Below are 17129 nucleotides of genomic sequence, written 5' to 3'. Positions count from 1 at the left end.
CTTAATTCGGTTTCTAATGCTCGAAGGCGTTAAACAGTGAAGGCATCTTGCAACAGTTTTTCCTGCTGCTCGGCGTGCATCGAAGCGTAACCACAAGCTGGAGCGGCAGAGGCGTCACGACCGGCGTACTCAAGAACGAGTTCACGTTTGTGGTTGCCCATGCTGCGGCGCAGGTGGTGCTGACTGCTGTACCAGGCACCCTGGTTCATCGGCTCTTCCTGACACCAGACCACATGCTGCAGGTTGGTGTACGGCGCGATGGTTTCCATCAGGTCGTCTTCAGGGAACGGGTACAGCTGCTCGATACGAACGATGGCAATGTCTTCACGCCCTTCGGCACGGCGTTTTTCCAGCAGGTCGTAGTAAACCTTGCCGCTGCACAGCACCAGACGCGTGACCTTGGCCGGATCGAGGGCATCGATTTCCGGAATGACGGTCTGGAACGAGCCTTCGGCCAGATCTTCCAGGGTCGAAACAGCCAGTTTGTGACGCAGCAATGACTTGGGAGTCAGCACGATCAGCGGCTTGCGCAGCGGACGGATGACCTGACGACGCAGCAAATGGTAGATCTGCGCCGGAGTCGTTGGCACGCAAACCTGAATGTTGTGCTCGGCACACAATTGCAGGTAACGCTCAAGACGTGCCGACGAGTGCTCTGGCCCCTGCCCTTCGTAGCCGTGAGGCAACAGCATGGTCAGACCGCACAGACGGCCCCACTTGTGTTCACCGCTGGTGATGAACTGGTCGACAACCACCTGGGCACCGTTGGCGAAGTCGCCGAACTGCGCTTCCCAGATAACCAGTGCATCCGGCTGGGTGGTCGAGTAACCGTATTCGAATGCCAGCACGGCCTCTTCCGAAAGGAACGAGTCGTACAGGTCGAAACGCGGCTGACCGGAGTACAGATTCTGCAGCGGGATATAGGTCCCTGCGTCTTTCTGGTTGTGCAGTACGGCGTGGCGGTGCGAGAACGTACCGCGACCGATGTCCTGCCCTGTCATACGGATCGGGTGACCTTCAAACGCCAGCGTGGCGTATGCCATGGTTTCGGCGTAACCCCAGTTGATCGGCAAGCCACCGGCCTGCATCTTCTGACGGTCTTCGTAGATCTTCTGAACCTGACGCTGCACGACGAAGCCTTCAGGCAGTTCCATCAGCTTGGCGGACAGTTCCTGCAGGGTCTTGAGGTCGAAGCGAGTGTCGTGACGCGCAGTCCAGGCGTGGCCCAGATAAGGACGCCAGTCGACGAACAATTCCTTGTTCGGCTCCTTGACCAGGCTTTTCACTACGTGCAGACCATTGTCCAGCGCGCTGCGGTAATCATCGACCTTGGCCTGAACACGGGCCTCATCGAGAATGCCGGTCTTGATCAGATGCTCGGCATACAGCTCACGGGTGGTGCGCTGCTTGGTGATCTGCTGATACATCAGAGGCTGAGTGCCGCTAGGCTCGTCAGCTTCGTTGTGACCGCGGCGACGGTAGCAGACGAGATCGATCACGATATCGCGCTTGAACTGCATGCGGTAATCGATCGCCAGCTGGGTCACGAACATCACGGCTTCCGGATCATCACCATTCACATGGAGGATCGGCGCCTGGATCATCTTGGCAACGTCGGTGGCGTACTCGGTCGAACGCGAGTCCAGCGGGTTGCTGATGGTGAAGCCCACCTGGTTGTTGATGACGATGTGGATCGTGCCGCCCGTCTTGAAGCCGCGAGTCTGCGACATCTGGAAGGTTTCCATGACCACGCCCTGACCTGCAAAGGCCGCGTCGCCGTGGAGGGAAATCGGCAGAACCTTGTCGCCATTCGGATCGTTGCGACGATCCTGACGCGCACGCACCGACCCCTCGACCACCGGAGAAACGATCTCCAGGTGAGACGGGTTGAATGCCATGGCAAGGTGAACCTCACCGCCTGCGGTCATGACGTTGGAAGAGAAGCCCTGGTGGTATTTGACGTCACCGGAACCCAGCTCCACTTTTTTCTTGCCTTCGAACTCGTCGAACAGGTCGCGAGGGTTCTTGCCGAAGGTGTTGACCAGTACGTTCAGACGGCCGCGGTGGGCCATACCGATCACGACTTCCTTGGTGCCATAGGACCCGGAACGCTGAATCAGCTCGTCGAGCATCGGGATCAGGCTTTCGCCACCTTCCAGACCGAAGCGCTTGGTACCCGGATATTTGGTACCCAGGTACTTCTCGAGACCTTCGGCTGCGGTGACACGCTCGAGCAGATGGCTCTGGATATCAGCCGAGAACGCTGGACGACCGCGAACACTCTCAAGACGCTGCATAAACCAGTTGCGCTGCTCGGAATCCACGATGTGGGTGAACTCGGAGCCGATGGTGCGACAATATGTCTGCTGCAACGCTTCATGAATTTCGCGTAGGCTCGCTTCCTCTTTGCCGATGAACAGGTCGCCGGCACGGAAGGTCGTATCAAGATCGGCATTGGTCAAGCCGTAATGATTGATCGACAGATCCGCAGGCGCAGGGCGCTGCAAAAGGCCCAACGGATCGAGCTGAGCAGCCTGGTGGCCACGCATCCGATACGCCTGGATCAGTCGCAGCACTTCAACCTGCTTCTTCTCGTGTTCGCTGCTCACACTGCCGGCGGACACCGGTTGAGCGCGGCGCTGGTTTTTGGCCAGCAACACGAAATGATCGCGAATAGTCGAGTGCGATACATCAGTGGCAGAGCTGCCGTCTGCTGGCAACTTCTGAAAGTAGGTGCGCCATTCTTCTGGCACAGCGTTAGGGTCGTGCAGGTAAAGCTCATAGAGCTCTTCCACATAGGCAGCGTTACCACCGGATAGGTGGGCACTGTTCCACATGCGCTGCATCACGCTTTCTTGCATGCTTGGTCACCCTCGGTAAGGGGACACCACCGGCGAAGACACCAGAGCAATCCTGAAATAGTCGTGTGCAGCGACTGTATCAAGTCACCAGGGATCACGCAGATAGTCCGGGTACCAGCCCGGATGCCCCTGCTGGTCTCATTTCTTCAAAATAAGAGCGGCAGCTTTGCGAGCTACTGCTCAGGTTAAAACTACGGCGCCGGTTGAAGCCTGCGCCGCAGCCACTTCAGTGCAACGGTGTAACAGATAAAACGATGAATCAGACGCCGTTTTGCAACAACATGTTGCGCACGTGACCGATAGCCTTGGTTGGGTTAAGGCCTTTCGGGCACACATTGACGCAGTTCATGATGCCGCGGCAGCGGAATACGCTGAACGGGTCATCAAGCGAAGCCAGACGCTCACTGGTGCGGGTGTCACGGCTGTCAGCCAGAAAACGGTAGGCTTGCAGCAGCGCAGCAGGACCCAGGAACTTGTTGGGGTTCCACCAGAAGGACGGGCAGGAAGTCGAGCAGCAAGCGCACAGAATGCACTCGTACAGGCCATCAAGCTTTTCGCGCTCTTCCGGAGTTTGCAGACGTTCGATGGCCGGAGCCGGCGTGTCATTCTGCAGGAACGGCTTCACCTTCTCGTACTGCTTGTAGAAGATGCTCATATCGACGACCAGGTCACGAATGACCGGCAAACCAGGCAGCGGACGTACGATCAGCTTGTTCTTGGCAACAACGGCAGACAGCGGCGTGATGCAGGCCAGACCGTTCTTGCCATTGATGTTCATGCCATCGGAACCGCACACGCCTTCGCGGCACGAACGACGGTAAGAGAAGCCTTGATCCTGTTCTTTGACCAGGGCGAGCACGTCCAGCACCATCAGGTCCTTGCCACCGGTATCGACCTGAAACTCCTGCATGAACGGCGCAGCGTCCTGCTCAGGGTTGTAACGATAAACACTGACTTGCAACATATCGGTCACCCCTTAATAAGTCCGAATCTTAGGTTCAAAAGTCGGAACAGTCTTCGGCGAGAAGTTCACGGCACGCTTGGTCACGCGCTTGTCACCCGGGAAATACAGGGTGTGGCACAACCAGTTCTCGTCATCGCGATCTTCAAAGTCTTCACGGGCGTGAGCGCCGCGGGACTCTTTACGATGCTCTGCGGCGATCGCCGTGGCTTCGGCAACTTCCAGCAGGTTTTGCAGTTCAAGCGCTTCGATACGGGCGGTATTGAATGCCTGGCTCTTGTCATTGATCTTGACGTTGGCGATACGCACGCGCAGGTCAGCCAGCTGAGCAATACCCTTCTGCATGTATTCGCCGGTGCGGAACACACCGAAGTAGTTCTGCATGCAGCTTTGCAGCTCTTTACGCAGCGTGGCGACGTCTTCGCCGGTAGTGCGCTCGTTCAGGCCGGCAACGCGTGCCAGCGCAGCATCGATGTCGGACTCGGAAGCACGGGCGTAGTCGATACCTTCGCTCAGCGCTTTCTCCAGGTGGATACCCGCAGCGCGACCGAACACAACCAGATCGAGCAACGAGTTGCCGCCCAGACGGTTGGCACCGTGAACCGATACGCAAGCCACTTCACCTACCGCGAACAGACCCGGAATGATCTGATCGACACCGGCGGCGTCCTGAGTGATCGCCTGACCATGAATGTTGGTGGCAACGCCGCCCATCATGTAATGGCAGGTAGGAACTACCGGAATCGGCGCTGTTGCAGGGTCGACGTGAGCGAAGGTCTTGGACAATTCCATAATGCCTGGCAGACGGCTGTGCAACACTTCTTCGCCCAGGTGATCGAGCTTGAGCATTACATGGTCGCCATCCGGACCACAGCCGTTGCCGGCAATGATTTCCTTGACCATAGAGCGCGCAACCACGTCACGACCTGCAAGGTCCTTGGCGTTCGGAGCATAACGCTCCATGAAACGCTCGCCGTGCTTGTTGATCAGGTAGCCGCCTTCGCCGCGGCAGCCTTCGGTGACCAGTACACCTGCACCGGCAATGCCGGTCGGGTGGAACTGCCACATTTCGATGTCCTGAACCGGGACACCAGCACGCAGCGCCATGCCGATACCGTCACCGGTATTGATCAGGGCGTTGGTGGTGGAGGAGTAGATACGCCCTGCACCGCCGGTTGCCAGCACGGTGGCGTTGGCACGGATGTAGGAGGTTTCGCCGGTTTCAATGCAGATGGCGATGATGCCGACAAAGGCACCGTCCTGATTCTTGACCAGATCCACGCCGTAGTATTCGTTGAGGAATACAGTGCCGGCCTTGAGGTTGGCCTGATACAGGGTGTGCAGCAGTGCGTGACCGGTACGGTCGGCAGCAGCACAGGTACGTGCAGCCTGACCGCCCTTGCCGAAGTCCTTGGACTGACCGCCGAATGGACGCTGATAGATGCGGCCCTGTTCGGTACGGGAGAACGGCAGGCCCATGTGCTCGAGTTCGAAAACGGCTTCAGGACCTACGGAACACATGTATTCGATAGCGTCCTGGTCACCGATGTAGTCGGAACCCTTGACGGTATCGTACATGTGCCAGCGCCAGTCATCGTTCGGATCGGCAGAGGCGATTGCGCAGGTGATGCCACCCTGGGCAGAAACGGTGTGCGAGCGCGTCGGGAACACCTTGGTGACCACGGCAGTCTTGTGACCGCCCTGAGCGAGCTGCAGAGCAGCGCGCATGCCGGCACCGCCACCACCAATGATGATGGCGTCGAAGGAAAGCGAATTTATGTTAGCCATGAATCAGATACCCCAAAGAATCTGCACGCCCCAGACGAAGTAGGCGAACATCAGAACGCCGCATACCGCCTGAAACAGAAAACGTACTGCAGTGGCGGACTTGCCCAGCGCCATTGGCGTCAGGTAGTCGGTCGCAATGGTCCACATGCCGACCCAGGCGTGAGCGCCAAGGGCAACGAGGGCGAGCAGACTGAAGATACGCATCCCGCTGTGTGCGAACAGATCATGCCATTGGGCGTAGCTCAGACCCGGATGAAAGACCATGTATCCGATCAGGAATATGAAATAAGCCGCGAGCACGACCGCAGAAACACGCTGGGCCATCCAGTCATAGAGGCCCGAACGCGAAAGGTTGGTGACGTTGGTTACCATATCCATACTCCTGCCAGAAGAATCAGTATCACGGAAACCGCGATAACGATTTTGGAGCCCAGCTTGCCGCCTTCGAGCGTCTCGCCTACCCCGGAGTCCATGATGAGGTGACGGATACCGGCCACCATGTGATACAGCAGGGCAGACAAAAGCCCCCAGATGATCAGCTTGGCCAGCGGGCTGGTCAGACACGCCTTGACTTCACCGAACCCTTCTTCGGACGCCAGCGACTTGTCCATTGCATACAGCATGATTGCAATACCGACAAAGAGGATGACACCGGAGATGCGGTGAAGGATGGACGTGTAAGCGGTGACTGGGAGCTTGATGGTCCTTAGGTCTAGATTTACAGGTCGTTGGCTATTCACGGCTTTTTTTCACACTGAAGAGCCCCTAGCAATCAGGGCAAGTTGTTGGGAAGTGCACTGGTCAGGTACCCACCACCCAGGAAGTGACGACCCCCTTGAAACAGGCCAAAAAGCCTTTGGCGGTCGGACGCCGAGTATAGACAGTTAGGTTACTAATGACAACGCGCAGACTTACCGCCAATGGCGCATTGCGTTGCCGGGACAAAAGGCGTAAACGGCAGGAAACAGCTTGAAAAAATCCACAGCGAGCCCTTGCGGAACACGACTTTAGGCAAATTGACTTTAGAATTTATCTCACTATAGTGATGCGGGCCCTGCGTGGGGGGCCTGTCTGATGATTTGAAGCATAAATAGGAGGCCACATGGCTGACAAAAAAGCGCAGTTGATCATCGAGGGCGCTGCTCCCGTCGAGCTGCCAATTCTGACCGGTACAGTGGGTCCGGACGTGATCGACGTACGCGGCCTGACCGCCACCGGCCGCTTCACATTTGACCCTGGCTTCATGTCCACGGCCTCTTGCGATTCGAAGATCACCTACATTGATGGTGACAATGGCATTCTGCTGCACCGCGGCTACCCGATCGAACAACTGGCCGAGCAGTCCGATTACCTCGAAACCTGCTACCTGCTGCTCAACGGCGAACTGCCGACCGCCGAACAGAAAGCCCAGTTCGTGGCCGTGGTCAAGAACCACACGATGGTTCACGAGCAACTCAAGACCTTCTTCAACGGCTTTCGTCGCGACGCCCACCCGATGGCCGTCATGTGCGGCGTAGTCGGTGCCCTGTCAGCGTTCTACCACGACTCGCTGGACATCAATAACCCGCAGCACCGCGAGATTTCCGCTGTACGCCTGGTGGCCAAGATGCCGACCCTGGCAGCGATGGTCTACAAGTACTCCATGGGCCAGCCCATGATGTACCCGCGCAACGACCTCAGCTACGCCGAAAACTTCCTGCACATGATGTTCAACACCCCGTGCGAGATCAAACCGATCAGCCCGGTGCTGGCCAAGGCGATGGACAAGATCTTCATCCTTCACGCCGATCACGAGCAGAACGCCTCGACATCCACCGTCCGCATGGCAGGCTCTTCGGGCGCCAACCCGTTTGCCTGTATCGCTGCCGGCATCGCCGCGCTATGGGGCCCGGCCCACGGCGGCGCCAACGAAGCGGTACTGACCATGCTGGATGAAATCGGTGACGTGTCGAACATCGACAAGTTCATCGCCAAGGCCAAGGACAAGAACGACCCGTTCAAGCTCATGGGCTTCGGCCACCGCGTCTACAAGAACCGTGACCCGCGTGCCACCGTGATGAAGCAGACCTGCGACGAAGTGCTCAAGGAACTGGGTATCACCAACGATCCTCAGCTCGAACTGGCCATGCGCCTCGAAGAGATCGCCCTGACCGACCCGTACTTCATCGAGCGCTCGCTGTACCCGAACGTCGACTTCTACTCAGGCATCATCCTCAAGGCCATCGGCATTCCGACCAGCATGTTCACCGTAATCTTCGCTCTGGCGCGGACCGTCGGCTGGATTTCGCACTGGAAAGAAATGCTCTCCAGCCCTTACAAGATCGGTCGCCCTCGCCAGCTCTACACCGGCAACGTGCAACGCGATATCGTCGCCCTGCAAGACCGCAAGTAAGCGTTACACGCAAAAACAAAGGGCTGCCACTGGCAGCCCTTTTTTGTGCGTACTGCGTACTGCAGATTATTGCGTCTGCGCAGCCCGCTCTCTGAGCGCTTTCAGCGTATTGAACGGCGCAATGCCCTGATAGGCCTTGTAATCGGACCCAGGCACATCACTCAACGAAACCTTGATGCCATCCTCGTTCTTGACCACTTTCCAGTCGTCAGCCTGCGCCGTTCCGGCAAGCATTACAGTCAAACCACAAGCAACAGCGATGCGATACAGCGGACTCATTGTTTTATTCCTTGTTTTGAAGTTCCGACAAAGCACTAGCGCCCAAAAACCGCCCTTTCATGCAACTGCTGTAGCTTTTTCCCACCAGCCAATAAGGCGAATGGCATCCGCCTGATCGACTCCGCAGACATCTTCCGCCGCCTTGAACTGACTGCATACCGCAGGGCGCTCGGGCCTGCCGAACAAGGCGCACAGAAGCTCGACCGACAAGTGCAGGCATCGCTCACCTGCCGGTTTTCCATCGGGCATGCCGGGTATGGGAGACGTGATGGAAGGCGCTATGCAGCACGCACCACAATCGGAACGGCAGTCCATGGCCAGACACCCTTACTGAAAAATAGAAAAAGAGGAAGAATATTAACCGTCAAAACGTCTGTTTGAAAACGCCGTATCGGACGATAGGCAGGGCTTACTGCTTGAATTTGAAATCCAGCGCAGCACCTTCGACATCGCGACGGTTTTCGTTGCGCATCTGCAATTGCATTTCGTTGGTCAGCAATCGACCTTCAAGCTCAAAGGGGCCGGGGTTGGCCGAAGCCCCCTTGTCGCTGAACATCTGCGGCAATATCGGCTTGCGCTTGCTGGTAATCACATTGGCGGGCGGGTCCAGCTCCTTGACAAGCTCGGGCGGCAAACTCAGGTCGAGCTTTGGCGACTTGATGCGCACATCCTTGGCACTGGCCGTTTTGGCGTCTTTGGCGTTCTTGCGCTTGCTGACAGGCGCCTTGGCCGCCGCTACTTTCGAAGGCGACTTTTCAGAAACTGCCGCCTTGGCCACCGGAGGCGCTGATGGTTGTGATTTTTCCTTGCCCACCACTACCGGCACCACCGGGACACCTGGCATCAACTGATGCATGGTATCGGGTGCCTTTATCTGTTTTGCATCCGTCGCCACCGCCTCCACAGGAGCCTCGGTCTTCAAGTGCACTTCAGGCGAGACCGGAGCCGTAATAACCGCCTCGGTTTTAGGCTTGGGCACAGGAGGATCCTGAGCATCACAACCACTCAGAAGCACGACGACAAGCAATCCCAGACAGCGAAAAACATTCATAGGCAAAAAGTCAGGCAAGACAGTGGCAAATAGCCGGAAAAGAAACACATGCTGTGCTTTTGAGGCCAACCTGACAAGCCAAGAGTTCAAAACAATTGACAAAAAATCTTTACAACTCAGTACACATGTACCGCCTCCTGACACAACTGCTTGGCCAGAATACCCAGCGTCATCAGTGCCCGCTCAGCCTCTTTGTTCCAAGGCATCCCGCAGTTGAGGCGAATGCAATGATTGAACTGCTCGGTATTACTGAAGATCAACCCCGGCGCGATACTGATACCCTGCTCCAGCGCACGAACATGCAGCTCCTGAGTATTGACCCGGCCCGGCAGGCTAACCCACAGAATGAACCCACCCGCAGGGCGACTCATCTGAGTGCCCTCAGGAAAGAACTGCTGCACCGCCAATTGGAAGGCGCTGAGATTCTTGCGGTATTCCAGGCGAATGAAACGTAAGTGCCGATCGTAACCGCCGTTTTCGAGGTATGCGGCGACCGCCATCTGCGTAACACTGCATGCAGAATGCGTGCTGAAAGTCTGCAGACGTTGAATTTCTGCCTGGTATTTGCCAGCGATGATCCAGCCGATGCGTACACCGGGCGACAGCGTCTTGGAAAAGCTGGAACAGTAAATCACCCTCCCCAGCCGATCGAACGCCTTGAGCGCCTTGGTCCTCCCGACTTCGAACATCAACTCACCGTAGACATCGTCTTCAACCACTTGAATATCGAAGTCCGAGGCCAGACGCAGCAGGTTCTTCTGCCGCTCCTCCGGCATGGTGCCGCCCAGTGGGTTGCTCAGGCGTGAAGTCAGTACCAATGCTTTGATTGACCATTGATTGGCCGCCAGTTGCAAGGCCTCCAGACTGATGCCGGTGGCCGGGTCGCTGGGGATTTCGATGACTTTCAAGCCCAATAGGTCGGCAAGTTGCAACAACCCGTAATAAGCAGGCGACTCGGCAGCAATCAGGTCACCCGGCCGGGTCAGCACGCGAAGAGTCATCTGCAGTGCATCCACGCACCCGTGAGTGATCACCACCTCGGACGGATCGACCACCACGCCGGCGTCGCGCATACGGATGGCGACCTGCCTGCGCAGCGGCTCGAAACCCGGGCTGAACATATAGCTGAAGGCCCGCGGGCTGTGAAAACGCGTCACTTTCGCTAATTGCTGATGCAGCGCGCGCACCGGCAGGTAGTCCACATGAGGCACAGCGGCGCCCAGAGCAAACACGCCCTCGCGTCGGGATTCCTCGAGCACTTGCTGGATGATACTGCTGCGCGTGACCAGACCAGGCCGCTCGACCCGCGCGATATCCGGGGTCGAAGCCGTAAGTGCCGGGGTTTGATGAACATAGTAGCCGGACTGAGGACGCGCCCGGATCAACCCTTGATCTTCAAGGTTCGCATAAGCCTGCAATACCGTCGCATGGCTGACATTGAGCTGCGAACTCATCTTGCGAACCGAAGGCACACGCTCACCGGGTTGATACACCCCACGACGAATATCTTCGGCAAGCTGCTGGGCGATACGCTGATAGAGCAAAAGATTGGTCATGACACAGCCTCGAAAAGACCGGTGATTTATTGTTTTTAAAAATACAGATACGGAATAACCGGCACAGTCCAGAAGTGTACGGGAACAGTTTACGTTCAAGCCAGCGGTCACGACCGCTGCACGAAAATAAACGCGGCTGAAAACGCCATGTGCAAAGCCTTTAAAGCCAAAAAAGCCCGAGGCCGTTTCCGGCGTCGGGCTTTTTGAAAAGTTTTTATCAGCGCGCTGCGCCTAACTGACCTTTTTCATCGGAAAAAACAATTTCCACACGGCGATTTTGCGCGCGCCCGCGCTCGGAGGCGTTAGCGTTCACCGGGAACTGCTGACCATAGCCCTCGACATGTATACGTTTTTCATCGACACCCAGGTCCATCAGAACGTCTGCGACTGCTTGTGCACGATCCTTCGACAGCTTCAGATTCTCCTGATGATCACCTGTGCTGTCGGTGTAGCCCTCGATCCGGACCACTCGACGCGGATTGATCTGCAAAAACTGCACAACCTTGAGAATGGTGCGACTGGCCGAGCTTTTCAGCTCGGCGTGGCCGGCGTCGAACAGCACATCTCCCAACGTCATGACCAGCCCGCGATCGGTCTCGGTGGTTGCCAGACTGAGGATCTGATCTTCCAGCCAACGCCCCTGCTGCTGGGCGCTGGCCAGCTTGGCCTCACGCAGCGCCAATTGCAGACGCTGGCGCTCCATGTCCATTTTCGCCAGGCGCTCCTGGCTCAGCATCAAATTGCTGTGCTCACGCGCGATCTCGCTGTAGCGGCTGCTGAGGTAGGCATAGTGAGCGACATCGGCACCGCTCCCCAAGTAACTGGACAGACGCTCGGCGCGAGCCAGAGATTCGCCAGCGCGAATGACATCCTTGGGCGCGCTGCGCAACACATCGGTATCTTCCTTGACCTTCTGGAAGTCGGCACTGGCCTGCTGCAAGGCCTGCCCGCTGTCCTGATGACCGGCACACCCGTAAAGGCCAGCCGAACCCAGCAACAGGCACAAACTCAATACACGCGGAAGACGGTTCATTGTGCCTCTCCCAGTTGCTTGCGTAACCGGTTGAGGCGGGTATTCAACTGATTGACCTGCTCCTGACTCTTGAGGGTGAGCACTCGGGCCTCTGCCAGCCGGGCATCCAGCTCGGCCTGCTCGGCTTTCATGCGTGCGTCCTTGTAGGCGTGGGTCGCCATGGAGGCGCGAGCTTCGGCAAAGCGGGCCAGAGCGACTTCCATCTCGGGCTGATCATCACCCGCACCAACAGCTTTGGCCTGTTCCAGCGCCTGCTCGGTCAGCTTGAACTGCTCGGTCGGTAGCGGGTCGCTGGCACAGCCAGCCAGCGTGGCGATGGCCATGACGGCGATTGAAAAACGAATACTCACAAAAACATCCCTACTTGTCTGGTGCGCTGGCGCTGGCAGGTTGCAACAGTTGGGCTTTCCACAACTCCAGGTTGTGCCTGATGACATCACCCGCAAGGCCGGAGGCGGCCGATTCTGTCATCTTTTTCGCCAGTTGTCCGCGCAACCATGGTTCGTTGCAGGCCGAATTGAACGACAACGCCAGATAAAACCCGGGTGTATCGACCGGCAAGGGTTGCGCAGCCAGGTCTGCAGAAAGACCCAGCGTCTGCACCATGACCATCCCGGCGTAACGACCGGCAAGCACGTAATCCACCTCACCCAGCGCCAGCTTCTGAAAAGCCGGGGTCAGGCCTGGCAGGCGTGTCAGGCTCAAATGCTGCTTGGCCGCAGCCTCGAATGAAGGCGTCAATCGGGTCTTTTCCGACATGGCGCCAGGATGGTCGTGCAGCTCATCCAGGGTATTGAACGGTACGCTGTGATCGTGGCGCGTCCACACCATGATGTCGTTCTGCACGATCGGCGGGTGAATGTAATCAAGCGACTCAAGTTGCGCTGCATTGAACGGCGCGTCCGCCAACAGATCCATGCGTCCGGTGCGCACCTCTTCAAGTGCCTGACTGCGTTTGCCGCCGTACAGGAACTCGACCTTGATACCCAGCTCACCTGCTGCCTGTGTGAGCAGATCGGCATTGGCACCCATCAGATGGCGTGGATCCTGAGGGTCACGCCATAAATAAGGCGGCGCGTCCGGACTGCCGGTCACAATCAGACGCTCGCACTTGCCTGCCGCGAATGAAAGCGTCGGCAGCATGACCAGCCCGAGAAAAAGCGAAGACAGCAGCCGGGGATGCACCATGAAAAGTCCTTTGATACCCGATAAAAAACCCGCTCGATCCGGGGCTATGTACCGCAAACAATCTGCCGGCACACAAACCCCGAACGGAACGGGTTCTCTTTATAGTGGAAGCGCGTGGCTTAAACCAGCTTCTCCAGCTCGGGAATGGCTTCGAACAAATCAGCCACCAGCCCGTAATCGGCCACCTGGAAGATCGGAGCTTCCTCATCCTTGTTGATCGCAACGATCACCTTGGAGTCTTTCATGCCGGCCAGATGCTGAATGGCACCGGAAATACCGACAGCAATATACAGCTGAGGCGCAACGATCTTGCCGGTCTGGCCGACCTGCATGTCGTTGGGCACAAAACCGGCATCGACCGCAGCACGGGAAGCACCCACTGCAGCACCGAGTTTGTCGGCCAGCGTGTACAGGTGCTTGAAGTTGTCGCCGTTCTGCATGCCACGACCGCCGGATACGACGATCTTGGCCGCTGTCAGTTCTGGACGATCGGATTTGGCCAGTTCTTCGCCAACGAAGCTGGACTTGCCCGCATCGTGAGCAGCCGAAACCGCTTCGATAGAAGCCGAACCACCCTCGGCAGCGACCGGATCGAAACCGGTGGCACGCACGGTGATGACCTTGATCGCGGCAGTGGACTGCACGGTGGCAATGGCGTTACCGGCGTAGATCGGGCGGGTGAAGGTGTCGGCCGAGACCACCGAAACGATCTCGGATATCTGGTCGACATCCAGCTGCGCAGCAACGCGAGGCAGGACGTTCTTGCCGTTGGAGGTTGCAGCGGCCAGAACGTGACTATGGCCCGCAACCAGCTCTACGACCAGGGGCGCAACGTTTTCAGGCAATTGATGTGCATAGGCAGCGTTGTCGGCCACCAGCACTTTCGCCACGCCGGCAATTTTGGCGGCGGCGTCGGCAACGGCACTTACGCCTGAACCGGCAACCAGCAAGTGGATGTCACCGCCGATCTTCTGCGCGGCAGCCAGGGTATTGAGCGTAGCCGGGGCTACGGTCGCATTGTCGTGTTCAGCGATAACCAGGATCGTCATTTAGATTACCTTCGCTTCGTTTTTCAGTTTCTCGACCAGTTCAGCCACCGATTTGACCTTGATGCCCGCGCTGCGTGCAGCCGGTGCTTCAACCTTGAGGGTCTTGTTGGTCGATGCCGTGGAAACGCCCAGTGCATCCGGGGTCAGCACTTCAAGCGGCTTTTTCTTGGCTTTCATGATGTTGGGCAGCGAAGCGTAGCGTGGCTCGTTCAGACGCAGGTCCGTGGTCACGATGGCTGGCAGGCTCAGGGAAACAGTCTGCAGACCGCCGTCGATCTCACGGGTCACGGCAACCTTGTCACCGGAGACTTCAACCTTGGAGGCGAACGTACCTTGCGGGTAGCCGCTCAGTGCGGCCAGCATCTGGCCAGTCTGGTTGTTGTCACTGTCGATAGCCTGTTTACCAAGGATAACCAGTTGTGGCTGCTCCTTGTCGACCACTGCCTTGAGCAGCTTGGCCACGGCCAGAGAGGTCAGTTCTTCGGCAGACTCGACCAGCACGGCACGGTCTGCACCCAGCGCCAGCGCAGTACGCAGTTGCTCCTGAGCAGTGGTCGGACCAATGGTGACGACCACGATTTCCGTTGCCACGCCCTTCTCTTTCAAGCGCACCGCTTCTTCAACAGCGATTTCGCAGAACGGGTTCATGGACATTTTGACGTTGGCAAGATCGACGCCGGAGTTGTCCGCCTTGACGCGAACCTTGACGTTGTAGTCGACCACTCGTTTGACAGCTACAAGAACCTTCATGGATTCCTCACTCTCCGGTGAAAAGAAGTCGCCTGGCGATGCCAGACGATCGATATGTGTCCTCAACAAGCAATCGCAATGCGTGCAGGCCGTCCGGGCGACTTTAAAAAGCCATATAAAAGCCGGGAGTCACCCGTCAAGCAGCGGCAGGGTGTGTAAAATGCGCCGTGCGACGTTGACCTGTTGCCTGCACCGCGTCCGCCTGATGCCTTTTGAGAGACTTCCTGCAACGCAGGTGCCTCGTTTCAGCCTACGGCAAACGCAAAACCGCCCGTATATTGACCGCAACGCCTTTTCCGGTCAATACGCCAAATCGGCCAGTTCCGAGTCTGGTGTCTTTGATTTATCTGGGCTGCGGGCAATTCAAACAAACGTTTGTATTGGACCCATGCAGTGGTGTAGATATAATGCGTGCCATTAATTAAAAGACGGGTGGTGCCCAACACCTCCTGCGTCGGCCTGCAGCGACTCATAAAGCAGCGCCCATAAAAATACCGTGAGCATTGAACGTAGGAGATAGCCTGTGGAACGCGAATACATGGAATTCGACGTCGTCATCGTCGGAGCCGGCCCTTCCGGGCTTTCTGCCGCTTGCCGCCTTAAACAGAAGGCCGCTGAAGCCGGGCAGGAAATCAGCGTCTGCGTGGTGGAAAAAGGCTCCGAAGTCGGCGCACACATTCTGTCCGGTGCCGTGTTTGAACCGCGCGCACTGAACGAGCTGTTTCCAAACTGGCAGGAATTGGGCGCTCCGCTCAATACACCCGTCAAGCGTGATGACATCTACGTCCTGCGCGACGCCGAAAAGGCACAGAAAATTCCGGACTTTTTCGTCCCCAAGACCATGCACAACCAGGGCAACTACATCATATCCCTGGGCAATCTGTGCCGCTGGCTCGCCCAGCAGGCTGAAAACCTTGGTGTGGAAATCTACCCGGGCTTTGCCGCTCAGGAAGCACTGTTCGACGAAAACGGCGTGGTGCGCGGTATCGTCACCGGCGATCTGGGTGTCGACCGCGAAGGCAACCCCAAGGAAGGCCTGTACACCCCCGGCATGGAACTGCGCGCCAAGTACACGCTGTTCGCCGAAGGCTGCCGCGGTCACATCGGCAAGCAATTGCTCAAGCGCTTCAATCTCGATGACGAAGCCGATGTACAGCATTACGCCATCGGCCTGAAGGAAATCTGGGAAGTCGACCCGGCCAAACATGAACAGGGCCTGGTGGTGCACACCGCAGGCTGGCCGCTGGACGATGCCAATCCGGGCGGCTCGTTCCTGTACCACCTGGAGAACAATCAGGTGGTAGTCGGCCTGATCGTCGACCTGTCATACAGCAACCCGTACCTGTCGCCGTTCGACGAATTCCAGCGCTACAAGCACCACCCGGTCATCAAGCAGTACCTTGAAGGCGGCAAACGCATCAGCTACGGCGCACGCGCCATTGCCAAGGGCGGCCTGAACTCGCTGCCGAAGGTGGTATTCCCTGGCGGCGCGTTGATCGGTTGCGACCTGGGCACCCTGAACTTCGCCAAGATCAAGGGCAGCCACACGGCAATGAAGTCCGGCATGCTCGCAGCCGATTCGGTGGCAGATGCCCTGTTCGCCGGCAAGGAAGGCGGCGACGTGCTGACCTCCTACGTCGATGCCTTCAAGGCCAGCTGGCTGCATGCAGAGCTATTCGCCAGCCGCAACTTTGGCGTGGCGATCCACAAATACGGCGCGATCAAGGGTGGCGCCTTCAACTTCATCGATCAGAACATTTTCGGTGGCAAGCTGCCGTTCACGCTGCACGACACTACGCCGGACTACGCCTGCCTCAAGCTGGCAGCGGACTCAAAGAAAATCGATTACCCGAAACCCGACGGCAAGCTCAGCTTCGACAAGCTCAGTTCGGTATTCCTCTCCAGCACCAACCATGAAGAGGAACAACCCTGCCATCTGAAGCTGACCGACCCGAGCATCCCGATCAGCAAGAACCTGCCGCTGTACGACGAACCGGCACAGCGCTATTGCCCGGCTGGCGTGTATGAAGTCATCACTAAAGAAGATGGCGAAAAGCGCTTTCAGATCAACGCGCAGAACTGCGTGCACTGCAAGACCTGCGACATCAAGGACCCTTCGCAGAACATTACCTGGGTTGCACCGGAAGGCGCTGGCGGGCCGACATACCCGAACATGTAAGGCGGCGGCAAGCTACAGGCTCTGATCTTGCCGCTTGTAGCT

Annotated in this window: 15 protein-coding genes and 1 pseudogene; 2 read left to right on the top strand and 14 right to left on the bottom strand. The window is 57.6% G+C overall.

Going from position 1 to position 17129, the window contains the following annotated elements; translation table 11 throughout:
* Window positions 1–29: 29 nt before the first annotated feature.
* From AO277_RS15350 to sdhC, 5 genes are all read right to left on the bottom strand, one after another.
* Window positions 30–2861, bottom strand: coding sequence for a 2-oxoglutarate dehydrogenase E1 component (locus AO277_RS15350; protein ID WP_044318292.1), 2832 nt, complete (start codon window positions 2859–2861; stop codon window positions 30–32).
* Window positions 2862–3120: 259 nt separating this feature from the next.
* The gene (locus AO277_RS15345) at window positions 3121–3825 is read right to left on the bottom strand and encodes a succinate dehydrogenase iron-sulfur subunit (RefSeq protein ID WP_044318291.1); all 705 of its coding nucleotides are present in this window, start codon (window positions 3823–3825) and stop codon (window positions 3121–3123) included.
* A gap of 12 nt (window positions 3826–3837) precedes the next feature.
* Window positions 3838–5610 carry a succinate dehydrogenase flavoprotein subunit gene (gene sdhA, locus AO277_RS15340; protein ID WP_002552976.1) on the bottom strand — a complete coding sequence of 591 codons (1773 nt, stop codon included), beginning with the start codon at window positions 5608–5610 and terminating at the stop codon, window positions 3838–3840.
* A 3-nt stretch (window positions 5611–5613) separates the two neighbouring features.
* Window positions 5614–5982, bottom strand: coding sequence for a succinate dehydrogenase, hydrophobic membrane anchor protein (sdhD, locus tag AO277_RS15335; protein ID WP_044318290.1), 369 nt, complete (start codon window positions 5980–5982; stop codon window positions 5614–5616).
* Window positions 5976–6350 (bottom strand): succinate dehydrogenase, cytochrome b556 subunit, encoded by a 375-nt coding sequence (gene sdhC / locus AO277_RS15330; protein WP_044318289.1) that lies wholly within the window; start codon window positions 6348–6350, stop codon window positions 5976–5978. The genes sdhD and sdhC overlap by 7 nt, the downstream gene beginning before the upstream one ends.
* Before the next feature lie 362 nt (window positions 6351–6712).
* Here sdhC and gltA point away from each other — a divergent pair, with 362 nt between their 5' ends.
* Window positions 6713–8002, top strand: a complete 1290-nt coding sequence (gene gltA, locus AO277_RS15325; protein ID WP_002552974.1) for a citrate synthase — start codon at window positions 6713–6715, stop codon at window positions 8000–8002.
* Window positions 8003–8080: 78 nt separating this feature from the next.
* Here the strand turns inward: gltA and AO277_RS15320 are convergent.
* The 9 genes and pseudogenes from AO277_RS15320 to AO277_RS15280 form a co-directional block, all read right to left on the bottom strand.
* Window positions 8081–8281: pseudogene (locus tag AO277_RS15320) on the bottom strand (START domain-containing protein); the annotation flags it as partial.
* A 57-nt stretch (window positions 8282–8338) separates the two neighbouring features.
* Window positions 8339–8596 carry a YkgJ family cysteine cluster protein gene (locus AO277_RS15315; protein WP_004664678.1) on the bottom strand — a complete coding sequence of 86 codons (258 nt, stop codon included), beginning with the start codon at window positions 8594–8596 and terminating at the stop codon, window positions 8339–8341.
* Window positions 8597–8690: 94 nt separating this feature from the next.
* Entirely contained in the window at window positions 8691–9332 is a 642-nt protein-coding gene (locus tag AO277_RS15310) for a translation initiation factor 2 (RefSeq protein WP_080544340.1), read from the bottom strand.
* A 116-nt stretch (window positions 9333–9448) separates the two neighbouring features.
* Complete coding sequence (locus AO277_RS15305) at window positions 9449–10888, bottom strand: aminotransferase-like domain-containing protein (RefSeq protein WP_002552970.1); 1440 nt, start codon at window positions 10886–10888, stop codon at window positions 9449–9451.
* Window positions 10889–11105: 217 nt separating this feature from the next.
* Entirely contained in the window at window positions 11106–11921 is an 816-nt protein-coding gene (locus AO277_RS15300) for an OmpA family protein (RefSeq protein ID WP_044318288.1), read from the bottom strand.
* Window positions 11918–12271 (bottom strand): DUF4398 domain-containing protein, encoded by a 354-nt coding sequence (locus AO277_RS15295; RefSeq protein WP_004658957.1) that lies wholly within the window; start codon window positions 12269–12271, stop codon window positions 11918–11920. The genes AO277_RS15300 and AO277_RS15295 overlap by 4 nt, the downstream gene beginning before the upstream one ends.
* Before the next feature lie 10 nt (window positions 12272–12281).
* Entirely contained in the window at window positions 12282–13109 is an 828-nt protein-coding gene (locus AO277_RS15290; RefSeq protein ID WP_031594912.1) for a substrate-binding periplasmic protein, read from the bottom strand.
* Window positions 13110–13228: 119 nt separating this feature from the next.
* Window positions 13229–14158, bottom strand: coding sequence for an electron transfer flavoprotein subunit alpha/FixB family protein (locus AO277_RS15285; protein ID WP_002552967.1), 930 nt, complete (start codon window positions 14156–14158; stop codon window positions 13229–13231).
* Window positions 14159–14908: an electron transfer flavoprotein subunit beta/FixA family protein gene (locus AO277_RS15280; RefSeq protein WP_005617248.1), complete on the bottom strand. Its 750-nt coding sequence runs from the start codon at window positions 14906–14908 to the stop codon at window positions 14159–14161.
* A gap of 523 nt (window positions 14909–15431) precedes the next feature.
* Here AO277_RS15280 and AO277_RS15275 point away from each other — a divergent pair.
* Window positions 15432–17087: an electron transfer flavoprotein-ubiquinone oxidoreductase gene (locus AO277_RS15275; RefSeq protein WP_044318287.1), complete on the top strand. Its 1656-nt coding sequence runs from the start codon at window positions 15432–15434 to the stop codon at window positions 17085–17087.
* Window positions 17088–17129: the final 42 nt, after the last annotated feature.

The organism is Pseudomonas amygdali, from assembly GCF_002699855.1.
Classification (GTDB): domain Bacteria; phylum Pseudomonadota; class Gammaproteobacteria; order Pseudomonadales; family Pseudomonadaceae; genus Aquipseudomonas; species Aquipseudomonas amygdali.
This window is presented reverse-complemented; position numbering and strand designations above follow the sequence as displayed.